Source organism: Erwinia sp. MYb375 (genome assembly GCF_037479175.1).
GTDB lineage: Bacteria > Pseudomonadota > Gammaproteobacteria > Enterobacterales > Enterobacteriaceae > Erwinia > Erwinia rhapontici.
The window spans coordinates 1,610,310-1,623,197 of record NZ_JBBGZS010000023.1 but is presented as its reverse complement, the minus strand read 5'-3'; the positions used below and the strand labels follow the sequence as shown (position 1 = coordinate 1,623,197).

The 12,888-nt window shown below is 53.2% G+C and carries 11 protein-coding genes; 5 read left to right on the top strand and 6 right to left on the bottom strand.

Going from position 1 to position 12,888, the window contains the following annotated elements:
• Window positions 1-93: 93 nt before the first annotated feature.
• Together WH279_RS20230 and WH279_RS20225 are read right to left on the bottom strand one after the other, a co-directional pair.
• Window positions 94-1,344: an MFS transporter gene (locus WH279_RS20230; protein WP_445235202.1), complete on the bottom strand. Its 1,251-nt coding sequence runs from the start codon at window positions 1,342-1,344 to the stop codon at window positions 94-96.
• A 345-nt stretch (window positions 1,345-1,689) separates the two neighbouring features.
• The gene (locus WH279_RS20225; protein ID WP_339458204.1) at window positions 1,690-2,583 is read right to left on the bottom strand and encodes a TIGR01777 family oxidoreductase; all 894 of its coding nucleotides are present in this window, start codon (window positions 2,581-2,583) and stop codon (window positions 1,690-1,692) included.
• Window positions 2,584-2,788: 205 nt separating this feature from the next.
• Between WH279_RS20225 and yfcF the strand changes: the two genes are divergently transcribed.
• Together yfcF and yfcD are read left to right on the top strand one after the other, a co-directional pair.
• The gene (gene yfcF, locus WH279_RS20220; protein ID WP_339458202.1) at window positions 2,789-3,430 is read left to right on the top strand and encodes a glutathione transferase; all 642 of its coding nucleotides are present in this window, start codon (window positions 2,789-2,791) and stop codon (window positions 3,428-3,430) included.
• A gap of 126 nt (window positions 3,431-3,556) precedes the next feature.
• Window positions 3,557-4,081 (top strand): NUDIX hydrolase YfcD, encoded by a 525-nt coding sequence (gene yfcD, locus WH279_RS20215; protein ID WP_133841378.1) that lies wholly within the window; start codon window positions 3,557-3,559, stop codon window positions 4,079-4,081.
• 230 nt (window positions 4,082-4,311) lie between these two features.
• Here yfcD and pta read toward each other — a convergent pair whose 3' ends face one another.
• Window positions 4,312-6,456: a phosphate acetyltransferase gene (gene pta, locus WH279_RS20210; protein WP_200642934.1), complete on the bottom strand. Its 2,145-nt coding sequence runs from the start codon at window positions 6,454-6,456 to the stop codon at window positions 4,312-4,314.
• A 193-nt stretch (window positions 6,457-6,649) separates the two neighbouring features.
• The gene (ackA, locus tag WH279_RS20205; RefSeq protein WP_133841386.1) at window positions 6,650-7,852 is read right to left on the bottom strand and encodes an acetate kinase; all 1,203 of its coding nucleotides are present in this window, start codon (window positions 7,850-7,852) and stop codon (window positions 6,650-6,652) included.
• 352 nt (window positions 7,853-8,204) lie between these two features.
• On the opposite strand from ackA, the gene yfbV reads away from it, so the two are divergent.
• The 3 genes from yfbV (at window position 8,205) to WH279_RS20190 (ending at window position 9,947) form a co-directional block, all read left to right on the top strand.
• Window positions 8,205-8,657 (top strand): terminus macrodomain insulation protein YfbV, encoded by a 453-nt coding sequence (gene yfbV / locus WH279_RS20200; protein WP_133841387.1) that lies wholly within the window; start codon window positions 8,205-8,207, stop codon window positions 8,655-8,657.
• Window positions 8,658-8,779: 122 nt separating this feature from the next.
• Window positions 8,780-9,274, top strand: coding sequence for a YfbU family protein (locus WH279_RS20195; protein ID WP_133841388.1), 495 nt, complete (start codon window positions 8,780-8,782; stop codon window positions 9,272-9,274).
• Window positions 9,275-9,287: 13 nt separating this feature from the next.
• On the top strand, window positions 9,288-9,947 hold the full coding sequence (locus tag WH279_RS20190) for a sugar phosphatase (protein WP_339458198.1): 660 nt from the start codon (window positions 9,288-9,290) through the stop codon (window positions 9,945-9,947).
• Window positions 9,948-10,015: 68 nt separating this feature from the next.
• On the opposite strand, the gene yfbR is transcribed toward WH279_RS20190, so the two are convergent.
• Both yfbR and WH279_RS20180 read right to left on the bottom strand, forming a co-directional pair.
• A complete protein-coding gene (gene yfbR / locus WH279_RS20185; RefSeq protein ID WP_339458196.1) occupies window positions 10,016-10,612 on the bottom strand; it encodes a 5'-deoxynucleotidase in 597 nt (198 codons plus the stop codon).
• A gap of 60 nt (window positions 10,613-10,672) precedes the next feature.
• Window positions 10,673-11,890, bottom strand: a complete 1,218-nt coding sequence (locus WH279_RS20180; RefSeq protein ID WP_133841396.1) for a pyridoxal phosphate-dependent aminotransferase — start codon at window positions 11,888-11,890, stop codon at window positions 10,673-10,675.
• Between the last annotated feature and the right edge of the window lie 998 nt (window positions 11,891-12,888).

The following is a 12,888-nucleotide window of genomic DNA, read 5'->3' as shown; positions in this document are numbered from 1 at the left end:
GCCGACCGGAACAGAGGGGCGGCCACAACGAATTGATGCCTGCATACATCACCCAGGGGTCGATCATTTTTTCCGATCGACCCGTGCTGAATGTCAGCGCTTATTCTCTGCGGACAATACCCACCGTGAGGCATGTGTTGCGGTCATAACGTAAACCAGTATGCCTGAGAGACCCAGTGCGATGCCGACATACGCCGTTGAGATCCACCCGAACCCCATCGTAATCGCCACCCCTCCCAGATAAGCCCCCATCGCGTTGGCAATATTCAGCGCAGAGTGATTCATGGCGGCCGCCAGTGTTTGTGCTTCTTTTGCCACATCCATCAGGCGGATCTGAATCGAGGGAAGCAATACCGATGATGTCCCGACCAGGAAGGTCGCCAACAGGCCGGTGAACACGTGCCCTGCAAGGAAAGGGAACAGGACCATGATCAGGGTATTCCAGACCAGAGCGCCGCCAATGACCTTAAGCGGGTTGTGATCGGCGAGACGCCCGCCAACAAGGTTACCGACGATCATTCCCAATCCAAAGGCAGCCATGACCCAGGGGACGAGGTTGTCCTGCAATGCCGCGAGGTTTTTTAGCGTGGGGATAATATAGGTGAATATGGCAAACATGCCGCCAAAACCCACTGCGCCTGTCAGCAGGGTCATCAGCACCTGCGAATTTTTCAGCGCCGTGAGTTCTTTCATCGGATGAGCATCGGAACGGTTTGCTGTCGCAGGAACTAACATTGTTATCATCAGGCAGGTGCTCAAGCCTATTGCACCGACAAAAGCAAAAGCGATATGCCAGGAGAAAAACTGCCCTAACCAGGCGGCAAGAGGCACACCCGCCAGCGTGGCGACCGTCAGGCCCAGCATCACCAGGCTGATGGCTTTACCGCGTTTATCCGCAGGCACCAGTGAGGCCGCAACGAGTGAGGCAATACCAAAGTAAGCACCATGAGGAAGGCCGGCGATAAACCGGGCAGCGACCAGTGTCGGGTAGTTACCGGCCAGTGCGGTAGCAAGATTACCGATAAAGAAAATAAACATCAGAGCAATCAACAGGATTTTTCTGTTCATACGGGCAGTGAGCACGGCAATAATCGGTGCGCCTACCACCACGCCCAACGCATAGCTGGCAATGGCATTCCCGGCCTGAGGCTCAGTGATATTCAGCGAATGGGCGACATCAGGGAGAAGTCCCATGATAACAAATTCACCGGTTCCTAAACCAAATCCCCCGAGGGCAAGTGACAGCAGGGCGAAGCCTGTACTCCTGGTGTTGACTGCATTGTGATCGCTCAAAATTAATTCCGCATTGTTAATATAAAAAGGTAATGATCTCTGACAGTGCATGGAAAACAGCTTGTCGGGCATGCACAGGAATACACGTGTAAAAAATACGACGCTAAAAGTAATCGATTACTTTTTAGAAATCAAGCGTTTAACTATAAATCCATCAACACAATCAGTAATGGTCAGACATTGAAAGAGCTCACCAATATCGCTGAGATGAGTACCTGTAGAAAATTCAGACCGACCAACGAACAGGCAATCAACTTTTTTAATCATGCCTGTCCAGTGGAAAATCATTCCGCTACAGATACCGCTACTCATTGAGTTAGGCGCAAGGTGAAATCAAATATGGCGATCAGTGACCCGGAAAGGGAATATTATATTCAAGAGAAATCCGCCCGTCATTCACACCACATCCGCCAGCGCCTTATCTAATTCATACCAGCGAAAACGAAAACCCGATGCCTCCAGCCGTTGCGGCAGCACATGCTGTCCTCCCAGCACCAGCACCGCTGACTCGCCCATCATCAGGCGAATGGCCGTGGCGGGCGTACGCATAAATGCCGGACGGTGCATCGCTTCACCCAGTGCCGCAGCGAACTGCTCGTTGCGCACCGCGTAGGGCGCTACCAGATTAAACGGCCCGTCCAGTGCGGGATGATCCAGCAGCCAGAGAATGCCGTTTACCGCGTCTTCCAGATGTATCCATGGGAGATACTGCTTACCGTTACCCAGTGGCCCGCCAATGCCCAACTTAAACGGCAGCTTCATCTTTTCCAGCGCTCCGCCTTTCTCCGCCAGCACGACGCCCGTACGCAGCAGACACACGCGGGTGCGGTCGCTTTGTGCGTGCAGCGCCAGCTGCTCCCAGCGTGCACAGAGTTCATGTGTAAACTCCGCATGACCCGGGTCATCCTCGGTCACCACCAGTTCGCCAGTGTCGCCGTAAAAACCGGTGGCGGAACCGGAAATCAGCACCGCAGGCGGCGTGCTGCTGGCCTTGATCAATTCAACCAGGCGCATCGTTATTTGCCAGCGGCTATCGCATAACAGCTGCTTTTGCGGCTCGCTCCAGCGTTTTGCCGCGATCGGCTCTCCCGCCAGATTGATGACCGCATCAATGCCGTTCAGATCACGCTGCTGGTCCAGGCCCGACCACAGGTTGATTTTTTCACTCAGGGTGCGGCGAGCCGCGGCCACATCGCGGGTGACCACGCTTATCTGGTGGCCAGCCTGAAGTAATCGGGCCGTTAACGGGCGGCCAATCAGTCCCGTCCCGCCGGTAATCAGAATATGCATGCGGATTATCCTTCCGAAGGAGCCAGTACACAGTATGCTGCCTTTAGCATAGGTGAAGATGCCAGGATTGCGTGTGACAGGGCGCACGTGTAACGGCTGTGGTGGTTGTTCTGAAATGATAAATTGCCTCATTGCGGAGATTGCCATCGGCGTGAAAAGTCGGTAAACAGGATGTTCCTATCCGTGAACGTCAAAGGATGTCCTGATGCGTTATCCCATGATCCTGTTGTGGTCAGATTCCAGCTTTTTCAGCCCTTATGTGATGTCGGTCTATGTCGCCCTGAGCGAAAAAGGCATTCCTTTTTCCCTGAAGCGCGTCGATCTCGGCAGCGATGAGCATCAGCAGCAGGCTTATGGCGACGTGTCGTTAACGCGCCGGGTGCCAACGTTGCAGGTCGACAACTTCCATTTGTCTGAATCCTCGGCGATCGCGGAATATCTGGAAGACCGCTTCCCGGCACCGGATTATGAGCGCCTTTATCCACGAGATATCGAAAAACGGGCTAAAGCCCGTGAGATTCAGGCCTGGTTGCGCAGTGACTTTATGCCGATTCGTCAGCAGCGCCCGACGGAAGTGTTGTTTGCCGGAGCGCGGTTTGCCCCGCTGGATGAGGCCGGTCAGCAGGCGGCCGCAAAACTGATTAGCGCCGTGGAACGTCTGCTGCCGGAAGGTCAGCAGAACCTGTTTGGCGAGTGGTCGATAGCGGATACTGACCTTGCGGTCATGCTGAATCGCCTGGCGCTGCACGGCGATACGTTACCGCCACAGCTGGCCGATTATGCCCATTTTCAGTGGCAGCGTGCGTCTGTACAGCTGTGGTTATCCGAATCGTCAAAAGTGGCATAGCGCATCAGCACAAATTGATGATTGCGTCGTGCGGCGTTAAACATTAATTTAGGGCGGATCGCGCAACCGTGCGCGAAAACGTTTGATTCAACTGTGCGCCAGGCGCCAGAACAAAAAGGGTTACGGATGGTGGAGCAAGATCAGGGCACGGAGTGGGTGGATATCGTTAACGAAGATAACGAGGTCATTGCACAATCCAGCCGTGTACAGATGCGTGCGCAGTGTTTGCGCCATCGCGCAACCTACATCGTGGTTCACGATGGTATGGGCAAAATTCTGGTGCAGCGTCGTACCGAGACGAAAGACTTTATGCCGGGGATGCTGGATGCGACCGCCGGGGGCGTAGTGCAGACCGGTGAAGAGATGCTGGGATCGGCGCGACGTGAAGCCGAAGAAGAGCTGGGTATTGCCGCGGTGCCGTTTGCCGAACATGGCCAGTTCTACTACGAAGATGAACATTGTCGCGTATGGGGCGGATTGTTCAGCTGTGTGTCTCACGGCCCGTTTGCCATGCAGGAAGAAGAAGTGGATGAGATTTTCTGGATGACGCCGGAAGAGATCACTGCCCGCTGTGATGAGTTTACCGCTGACTCGCTGAAAGCCTTGTCGTTGTGGTTGACGCGTAATAACGAATCAGGCCGCTACGACTAACCCTCGCTGTGGTGCAGTATTCCTGCACCACACATATTCCTGTGATAACAGTGATTAATGTGCCGGGCTGGACTGGCGCATCGAGATAAGCACGCCCAGGACGATGGTCAGCAGCGTGGCCGGAGGGGGCAATCAGCAGAATAAAAAAAGGGCCAGGCTTGCCTGGCCCCTACGGGGTAACGGTGGGTTTGTAGGGGGCAGGCACGCCTGACCCTGTCCCTGAAACGTTGTTACCCTTCAGCCTGTTTAGACTGAATCGCCGTCAGGGCGATGGTGTAAACGATATCGTCTACCAGTGCGCCACGTGACAGGTCGTTGACCGGCTTACGCATCCCTTGCAGCATTGGCCCGATGGAGATCAGGTCAGCAGAGCGCTGTACGGCTTTGTACGTGGTGTTACCGGTGTTCAGGTCTGGGAAGATGAACACGGTAGCACGGCCAGCAACCGGTGAGTTTGGCGCTTTTGATTTGGCCACATCAGCCATGATCGCGGCGTCATACTGCAATGGACCATCGATCACCAGGTCAGGACGTTTTTCCTGCGCGATGCGCGTGGCTTCACGTACTTTTTCAACGTCGCTACCGGCACCCGAGGTTCCGGTGGAGTAGGAGATCATCGCCACGCGTGGCTCGATGCCAAACGCCAGTGCAGAATCGGCGGACTGAATCGCGATCTCTGCCAGCTGCTCAGGGTTGGGATCCGGGTTGATCGCGCAGTCACCGTAGACCAGAACCTGCTCAGGCAACAGCATGAAGAACACGGAGGAAACCAGTGAGCTGCCCGGTGCGGTTTTGATCAGCTGTAACGGCGGACGAATGGTGTTCGCGGTGGTGTGAACAGCACCGGAAACCAGACCGTCAACTTCACCGCTTTCCAGCATCATGGTGCCGAGCATCACGTTGTCTTCCAGCTGCTCCTGCGCCACCACTTCGGTCATGCCTTTGCTCTTACGCAGCTCAACCAGGCGTGCAACGTAGTTTTCGCGTGCAACCACCGGGTCAACAATCTCAATACCTTTGCCCAGTTCAACGCCCTGAGCGGCGGCTACGCGCTGGATCTCTTCCGGGTTACCCAGCAGGACACAGGTGGCGATGCCGCGTTCAGCACAGATGGCAGCAGCTTTCACTGTACGTGGCTCGTCGCCTTCTGGCAGGACGATACGTTTGTGTGCTTTACGTGCCAGTTCGGTGAGCTGGTAGCGGAAGGCCGGCGGAGACAGACGACGGCTGCGCTCAGACTCAGCGGTCAGCGATTCGATCCAGTCTGCATCGATGTGGCTGGCCACATATTCCTGCACGCGTTCAATACGCTGGGTATCGTCGCTTGGGACTTCCAGGTTGAAGCTCTGCAGGCTGAGAGAGGTCTGCCAGGTATTCGTGTCGACCATAAAGACGGGCAGGCCAGTCTGGAAAGCACGCTCACACAGTTTCTGAATCGGCGCGTCGATGGCGTAACCGCCGGTCAACAGAATGGCACCAATTTCTACGCCGTTCATCGCGGCCAGGCAGGCGGCAACCAGCACGTCAGGACGGTCAGCAGAGGTCACCAGCAGTGAACCCGGGCGGAAGTGTTCCAGCATGTGTGGCAGGCTGCGGGCGCAGAAGGTCACGGATTTCACGCGGCGAGTGGCGATGTCGCCCTCGTTGATCACACGTGCATTCAGGTGACGGCACATATCGATAGCGCGGGTGGCAATCAGCTCGAAGCTCCACGGCACGCAGCCCAGCACCGGCAATGGGCTGTTAGCGAACAGCTGCTTAGGATCGATATTGGCCACGCTGGCTTTGTTTGAGTCGTCAAAGATCTCAGACAGGTCCGGGCGCGTACGACCCTGTTCGTCAACCGGGGCATTCAATTTGTTAATAATAACGCCGGTAATGCTTTTGTTTTTGCTGCCACCGAAGCTGCTCTGCGTCAGTTCGATGCGCTCTTTCAGCTGCGCCGCTGAGTCATTGCCCAGTGACATCACGAAGACGATTTCAGCATTCAGTGTTTTGGCGATTTCATAGTTCAGCGCATTGGCGAACTGATGTTTACGCGTTGGCACCAGGCCTTCTACCAGCACCACTTCGGCATCTTTGGTATTTTCGTGATAGCGCGCAATGATCTCTTCCATCAACACATCTTGCTGGTTAGAACCCAGCAGAGATTCAACGCGGCTCATTGCCAGCGGTTCAGCGGCAGGAATGCTTGAGTTTTTGCGGATGATGGTGGTGGTCTGGTCTGGGCTGTCGCCGCCTGCACGTGGCTGGGCGATCGGTTTAAAGACGCTGAGACGCACGCCTTTACGTTCCATAGCACGGATAACGCCCAGGCTGACGCTGGTCAGACCGACGCTGGTACCGGTAGGGATGAGCATGATAGTACGGGACACGATAGATTCTCTCCTATAGCGTCATTTTTCACGCTACAGGTGTGTTGGCTGCCTTCGCTCACCCCAGTCAATTACTTGAGTAAGCTCCTGAGGATTCACTCAGTTGCCGCCTTCCTGTAACGCGAAATATGTAGCTATATAAAATGGTGTCTAAAACAACGCCGTCAGCCTGGGCTGACGGCTCGTTGCGAGATTATGCCGTCAGGCGGCTGGCGTCCTGCGCGATCACCAACTCTTCGTTGGTTGGGATGACAATCGCTGCACGCGTGCCTTCTTTGTTGATAAAGCCTGATTTGCCGAAGCGTGCGGCCAGGTTGCGCTCGTGGTCAACCTCGAAGCCCAGCAGCGCCAGCTTGCCCAGTGACAATTCACGAACCATCGCTGCATTTTCGCCGATCCCGCCGGTAAAGATAACCGCATCCAGGCGGCCGTCCATCAGTGCAGTGTAAGAACCGATGTATTTCGCCAGACGGTGGCAGAACACATCCATCGCGCGTTTGGCATCTTCTTTAGTGGCGTAGTTGTCTTCAACGTAACGGCAGTCGCTGGTGACTTCAGTCAGACCCAGCAGGCCAGACTCTTTGGTCAGCAGTTTGTTGATCGCATCCACGCTCATGCCCAGCGTGTCGTGCAGGAAGAAGATGATCGCCGGGTCGATGTCACCACTGCGGGTGCCCATCACCAGACCTTCCAGCGGAGTCAGACCCATTGAAGTGTCCACACACTCGCCGTTACGGATAGCCGAAACAGAGCCTCCGTTACCCAGGTGGCAGGTGATCACGTTCAGTTCAGAAACAGGTTTGTTCAGGACTTTGGCCGCTTCCTGAGTCACATAGTAGTGGCTGGTGCCGTGTGCACCGTAACGACGAACACCGTGCTCTTTATAGAGTTTGTACGGCAGGGCGTAGAGATAAGACTCTTCCGGCATTGTCTGATGGAAAGCGGTGTCAAAAACAGCCACATTCTTATCTGACAGGTGTGGGAAGTTTTTCAGCGCTTCATCAATACCGATCAGGTGCGCTGGGTTATGCAGCGGTGCAAAAGAAGAAGCATCTTTGATGCCCTGGATAACAGACGCATCGATAACCACAGACTGAGTTAACTTTTCGCCGCCGTGTACGATGCGATGACCGATTGCAGCGATTTGCGCCGACAGTTCTGGTTTTTGTGCCAGAATAGTTTTAACCATGAAGTTCAGTGCTTCGCTGTGAGCTGCACCAGCACCCAGAGCCGCTTCTTGTTTAGCGCCATCCTGCTTCCATTTGATACGGGCTTCCGGAAGGTGGAAACATTCAGCTAAACCTGACAGGTATTCGTCGCCGTTTGCCGGATCGATGATGGCAAATTTCAGGGAAGAACTACCGCAGTTCAGAACCAGTACTAACTTACTCGACATGGAAGGTCCTATTTGTTTAAAGTGGCGAAAATAAAGTCAACAGTCTATCAGCGTAGTGCATGAAAGCTGGTACATTAATGATGAAGGTCAGGCTTTCGAAAAGTTTTGTCCGAAAGCAAATTTTTTGGAAATATTACGAGATTTTTTTAAATCTTGTCTGTTATTTTTATAAGTTGGTCGCTTGTTGACCCGGATTGCTCGTTATCCACTGCCCGTACCCGATATGATGGGGATAAATCGCGCACAGGATAACCAGGGTCACTCGCAAAGACAAAATATTTTGAATCATGTTAGGTAAAGTTGGTGAGTTACAGTTTTTTTTTAATATTTATCTCTGAAGTTGAGGTCAGACATGGCGAATGAGTCCGGCAGTGTCGGTTGGTTTAAGCTGTTCCAGCATGGGCAGCACTATATGAAGACGTGGCCTGTCGATAAACGCCTTGCGCCTATGTTTCCAGAAAACAGAGTGACGCGCGCCACGCGGTTTGCTATCCGCATTATGCCTCCCGTCGCTGTTTTCAGCCTGACCTGGCAAATTGCCCTCGGCGGGCAACTTGGCCCGGCCGTGGCCACCGCGCTGTTTGCCTGTAGCCTGCCGATGCAGGGGCTGTGGTGGCTGGGCAGACGTTCGGTTACGCCGTTGCCTCCTTCTTTGCTGGGCTGGTTCCACGATGTGCGTGAGAAACTGCAAGCCGCCGGGCAGGCGATGACCCCGGTTGAAGGCAAGCCCACGTATCAGTCACTGGCTGATGTTCTGAAGAGAGCGTTCAAGCAGCTGGATAAAACGTTCCTCGATGACCTCTAAATGCAGGCGGGTTTTCCTCACTGAAGTGAAGGTAAACCCGCTTTGCGTCAAAGAAGCCTTTCCCCTCGCTGTGCGATCCTTGTGCGACTTTCAGATTGCCCCCCGTGGCCGAGGAGCCCCAAATGGATATGACCCACGCACAGCGTTTAATTCTTTCCAATCAATACCAGTTAATGGCGATGCTTGATCCCGATAATGCGGCGCGTCATCGTCGCTATCAGACCATTGTCGAACGCGGTTACGGCCTGCAACTGCGCGAGCTGGATAATGAATTCAGCCAGCTTCCGGAAGCGGAATGCCGCACGCTGGTCGCGATGATGGAGATGTATCACGCGCTGCATGTTTCCTGGACTAATCTGAAAGAGCCACAGGGGGTTGAAGCGCGTCGCCTGGTATTCCTGGGTTTTGATGCTGCCACAGAAGGGCGTTACCTCGGCTACGTGCGCTTTCTGGTGAATGTGGAAGGGCGTTACGGTCATTTTTCAGCGGGCAACCACGAGTTTAATGCTCAGGTGCCGATGTGGGAAAAGTATCAACGGATGCTGGCTGTGTGGCACAATTGTCCCCGACAGTACCATCTGAGTGCGAATGAGATCGCGCAAGTTATCAACGCCTGAGAAGGAAGATGCAGTGAAGTGTAAAGGTTTTCTGTTTGATCTGGATGGCACGTTAGTCGACTCACTTGCGGTCGTTGAACGTGCCTGGAAAAACTGGGGTAATCGCCACGGGATTGACCCGGACGAGGTACTTGGCTTCATCCACGGTAAGCAGGCTATTACCTCACTGCGCCATTTTATGGCCGGGGCGTCAGCAGACGCCATTCAGCAGGAGTTTATCGCCCTGGAAAAAATGGAAGCCGAAGACACGGACGGAATTGTGGCGTTGCCGGGTGCGCTAGCGTTGCTGGCGCAGCTTGATGAAATGGACATCCCCTGGGCCATCGTGACCTCCGGTTCTGTGCCTGTGGCCAGCGCCCGTCATGCGGCGGCAGGGCTGCCAGCTCCTGCCGCGTTTGTTACCGCAGAACGTGTCGAGCGCGGTAAACCTGAACCTGATGCCTATTTGCTGGGTGCACAGCTGCTGGACCTGGAGCCGGAAGAGTGTGTGGTGGTAGAAGATGCCGCAGCGGGCATTCTCTCCGGGCTGAGCGCTGGTTGCCATGTAATTGCCGTGAACGTGCCCGTTGATGCACCCCGTCTGGAAGATGTGGATATGGTACTCACCTCGCTGGATGAGCTTATCATCCATAAAAATGCCGATGGCAGCGTTAATATTCACCGTAAACATTGATTCCTTTCAGCCCTGCTCTTGAACTGACCCCAAATATCCGTGCAGGGCGCATGCCACGCCCGGCAGGATTACAACGAGTCCTGGCTGATTTCGTCCAGCGACAGGCTGAAGCTCGGCACGAAGACGTCGACAAAATAGTCCATTTCCGGGCTGTGGCGCTGTGTCAGCGTCTTCTCCAGTCGCGCCTTAGCCAGCAGGAACTCATTATTACCCGCTGACAACTCTTCCAGGCATTTCAGATAGGCACAGAGAGCATCAGCCTGCTTGACGATGGCCGTCTCCGCTTCGCTGTGCTGATGTTCATCAATCAGCGGCGCATACGCGGAACGCAGCTCTTCCGGCAGCATTTCAATCAGCTTTTGCTGGGCTATTTTCTCTATCTTTTTGTACTCATGGGCGATCTGCGCGTTGTAATACTTCACCGGTGTGGGCAGATCGCCGGTCAGCACTTCGCTGGCATCGTGATAAATCGCCATCATCGCGATACGTTCAGCGTTGAGATTGCCGTTAAATTTCTTATTTTTGATCAGTGCCAGAGCATGGGCGACCATTGCGACCTGCAAGCTGTGCTCCGAGACATTTTCGGTACGCACATTACGCATCAGCGGCCAGCGGTTGATCAGTTTCAGGCGGGAGAGGTGGGCAAAGAAGTGGCTTTGAGTCATGGTCATTTTCCCTTACGTCAAAATGCGAAGAGCGGCCTTAGCCGCTCTTTGGGGGGAACATTACAGCTGGCGATAGCCGCTGAGGAAGCGACCAAACTTGTTAATCGCCATATCCAGCTCATCCACACGCGGCAGAGTGACGATACGCACGTGATCCGGCCACGGCCAGTTAAACGCTGTACCTTGCACCAGCAGCACTTTTTCTTGCAGCAGGAAGTCGAGCACCATTTTCTGGTCGTCGTGGATATTGAACTTCTTACTGTCGATTTTCGGGAACATATACAGTGCGCCATCCGGCTTCACGCAGCTGACTCCCGGGATCTCATTAATCAGCTCCCAGGCACGGTTGCGCTGTTCATACAGACGGCCGCCAGGCTGGATAAATTCGCTAATACTCTGATATCCCCCCAGCGCCGTCTGAATCGCATGTTGCGCAGGGACGTTGGCGCACAGGCGCATTGAGGCCAGCATTTCCAGCCCTTCGATATAGCCTTTCGCATGTTTCTTCGGTCCGTTCAGCACCATCCAGCCCTGACGGAAGCCCGCCACACGGTAGGTTTTTGACAGACCGTTAAAGGTGATGGTCAACAGATCCGGCGCCAGCGCGGCAATAGAGTGATGCTGTGCGGCGTCATACAGAATTTTGTCGTAGATTTCGTCGGCAAAAATAATCAGGTTATGCTGACGCGCCAGTTCGACCACTTCCAACAGCAGTTCTTTACTGTAGACGGCGCCGGTGGGGTTATTCGGGTTAATAATCACAATGCCGCGAGTACGCGGTGTGATTTTGCTGCGGATATCATCCAGGTCCGGGAACCATCCTGCAGACTCATCACACAGGTAGTGAACCGCTTTGCCGCCAGAGAGCGACACGGCCGCCGTCCACAATGGATAGTCCGGAGCCGGCACCAACATTTCGTCGCCGCTGTTCAGCAGCGCCTGCATGGATTGCACAATCAGTTCAGACACACCGTTACCGATATAGATGTCTTCGACTGTCATATCGCGCACGCCGCGCGCCTGATAGTGCTGCATGATCGCTTTACGGGCGGAATACAGGCCTTTTGAGTCGCAATAACCCTGTGCGCTTGGCAGATTACGGATGACATCGACCAGAATTTCATCAGGGGCTTCAAAGCCGAACGGGGCAGGGTTACCGATGTTCAGCTTGAGGACTTTATTTCCTTCTTCTTCGAGGCGTTTGGCTTCTTTTAATACCGGGCCGCGAATGTCGTAACACACATTATCCAGTTTGCTGGATTTATCAATTGGGGTCATCTCTGTCGCCTTGACTGGCAGAAGTGCATTCCTGCCGTGGAAAACTAAACATTGCACAATGTACTCCTCTCCTGGTTCCTTTTGAAGGGTGGCAACAGGCTTTGGTGTGTTAAAGGATGTTTTTTCATTCAGATGGCAGGCGTGCACACTGGATCGCTGTTTTATGACATTTCATGCTGTTATCTGAGTGTAATCCGATGTGAATGACTATTCAGATGTTTTAAACTCTTAGCGTAATGTCCTATCCGTTATGTTTTTTCAACGTGATTATTAAATTATTTAGTAAATATTGATGTACTGATGATGGCTGAAACAGTCAAGTGAAGCTTATTTGGTTGTATGTTTTTTGTACTAAGTGGGTGTTGCCTGAAGATTGACCAGTGAGGGCTGATCCGCGTGCTGTCTCGACTGAGTGTGATAATCGTGCGGTGGGAATAATAAAGTTTGCAGTGTCAGGGCTTGTGCTGCGGGCTGTTGCCAATAAAATCTTACTTTAGTGATAAGAATAATCAGTTTTGGGCTTAAAAAGTAAACGACAGTATGTCAGGATAACCTTCAGGAGACTTTGCACCGGGTGTGCAGGTTCTTCCGGTAATAAAAAAAAGATTTTTATTACCCTAAACAATAAGCAATGCTTAACATTTTTCGCTGTTTCTACAGCGTGTTGGTAACTTAATTTTCAAGGGTTGTTTTAGACTAACGACACCGCAACTCATCTCTTTTTGAGTTCTGTCGGCGTTAATTAACTATAACGACGCGGCTTCCTGCAACTTATGGGTTAGTGCAGCGTGCATTAGTAATGTATCAGACGGAAGAACCTTTTCTCTGCGATCTTGCCATTCACCATTGGTCAGAATTACCAGAGTAAAAACTACTTATTCGCCTGCCAATGAAAGTAATGCATCGGGTAATTATTTTTTTATTGCTAAACACTGTAGCCATTATGCAATTGTTATCATTTTATCCTATTGATAAAAAAGGTAATAACACCAGGGTAG

Excerpts from the sequence above, each read along its gene's own strand:
- yfcF (WP_339458202.1), top strand. The coding sequence starts at position 2,789 with ATGCGTTATCCCATGATCCTGTTGTGGTCAGATTCCAGCTTTTTCAGC.
- WH279_RS20180 (WP_133841396.1), bottom strand. The coding sequence starts at position 11,890 with ATGACCCCAATTGATAAATCCAGCAAACTGGATAATGTGTGTTACGAC.
- yfbV (WP_133841387.1), top strand. The coding sequence starts at position 8,205 with ATGGCGAATGAGTCCGGCAGTGTCGGTTGGTTTAAGCTGTTCCAGCAT.
- yfbR (WP_339458196.1), bottom strand. The coding sequence starts at position 10,612 with ATGACTCAAAGCCACTTCTTTGCCCACCTCTCCCGCCTGAAACTGATC.
- WH279_RS20230 (WP_445235202.1), bottom strand. The coding sequence starts at position 1,344 with ATGCACTGTCAGAGATCATTACCTTTTTATATTAACAATGCGGAATTA.
- ackA (WP_133841386.1), bottom strand. The coding sequence starts at position 7,852 with ATGTCGAGTAAGTTAGTACTGGTTCTGAACTGCGGTAGTTCTTCCCTG.
- WH279_RS20195 (WP_133841388.1), top strand. The coding sequence starts at position 8,780 with ATGGATATGACCCACGCACAGCGTTTAATTCTTTCCAATCAATACCAG.
- WH279_RS20225 (WP_339458204.1), bottom strand. The coding sequence starts at position 2,583 with ATGCATATTCTGATTACCGGCGGGACGGGACTGATTGGCCGCCCGTTA.
- yfcD (WP_133841378.1), top strand. The coding sequence starts at position 3,557 with ATGGTGGAGCAAGATCAGGGCACGGAGTGGGTGGATATCGTTAACGAA.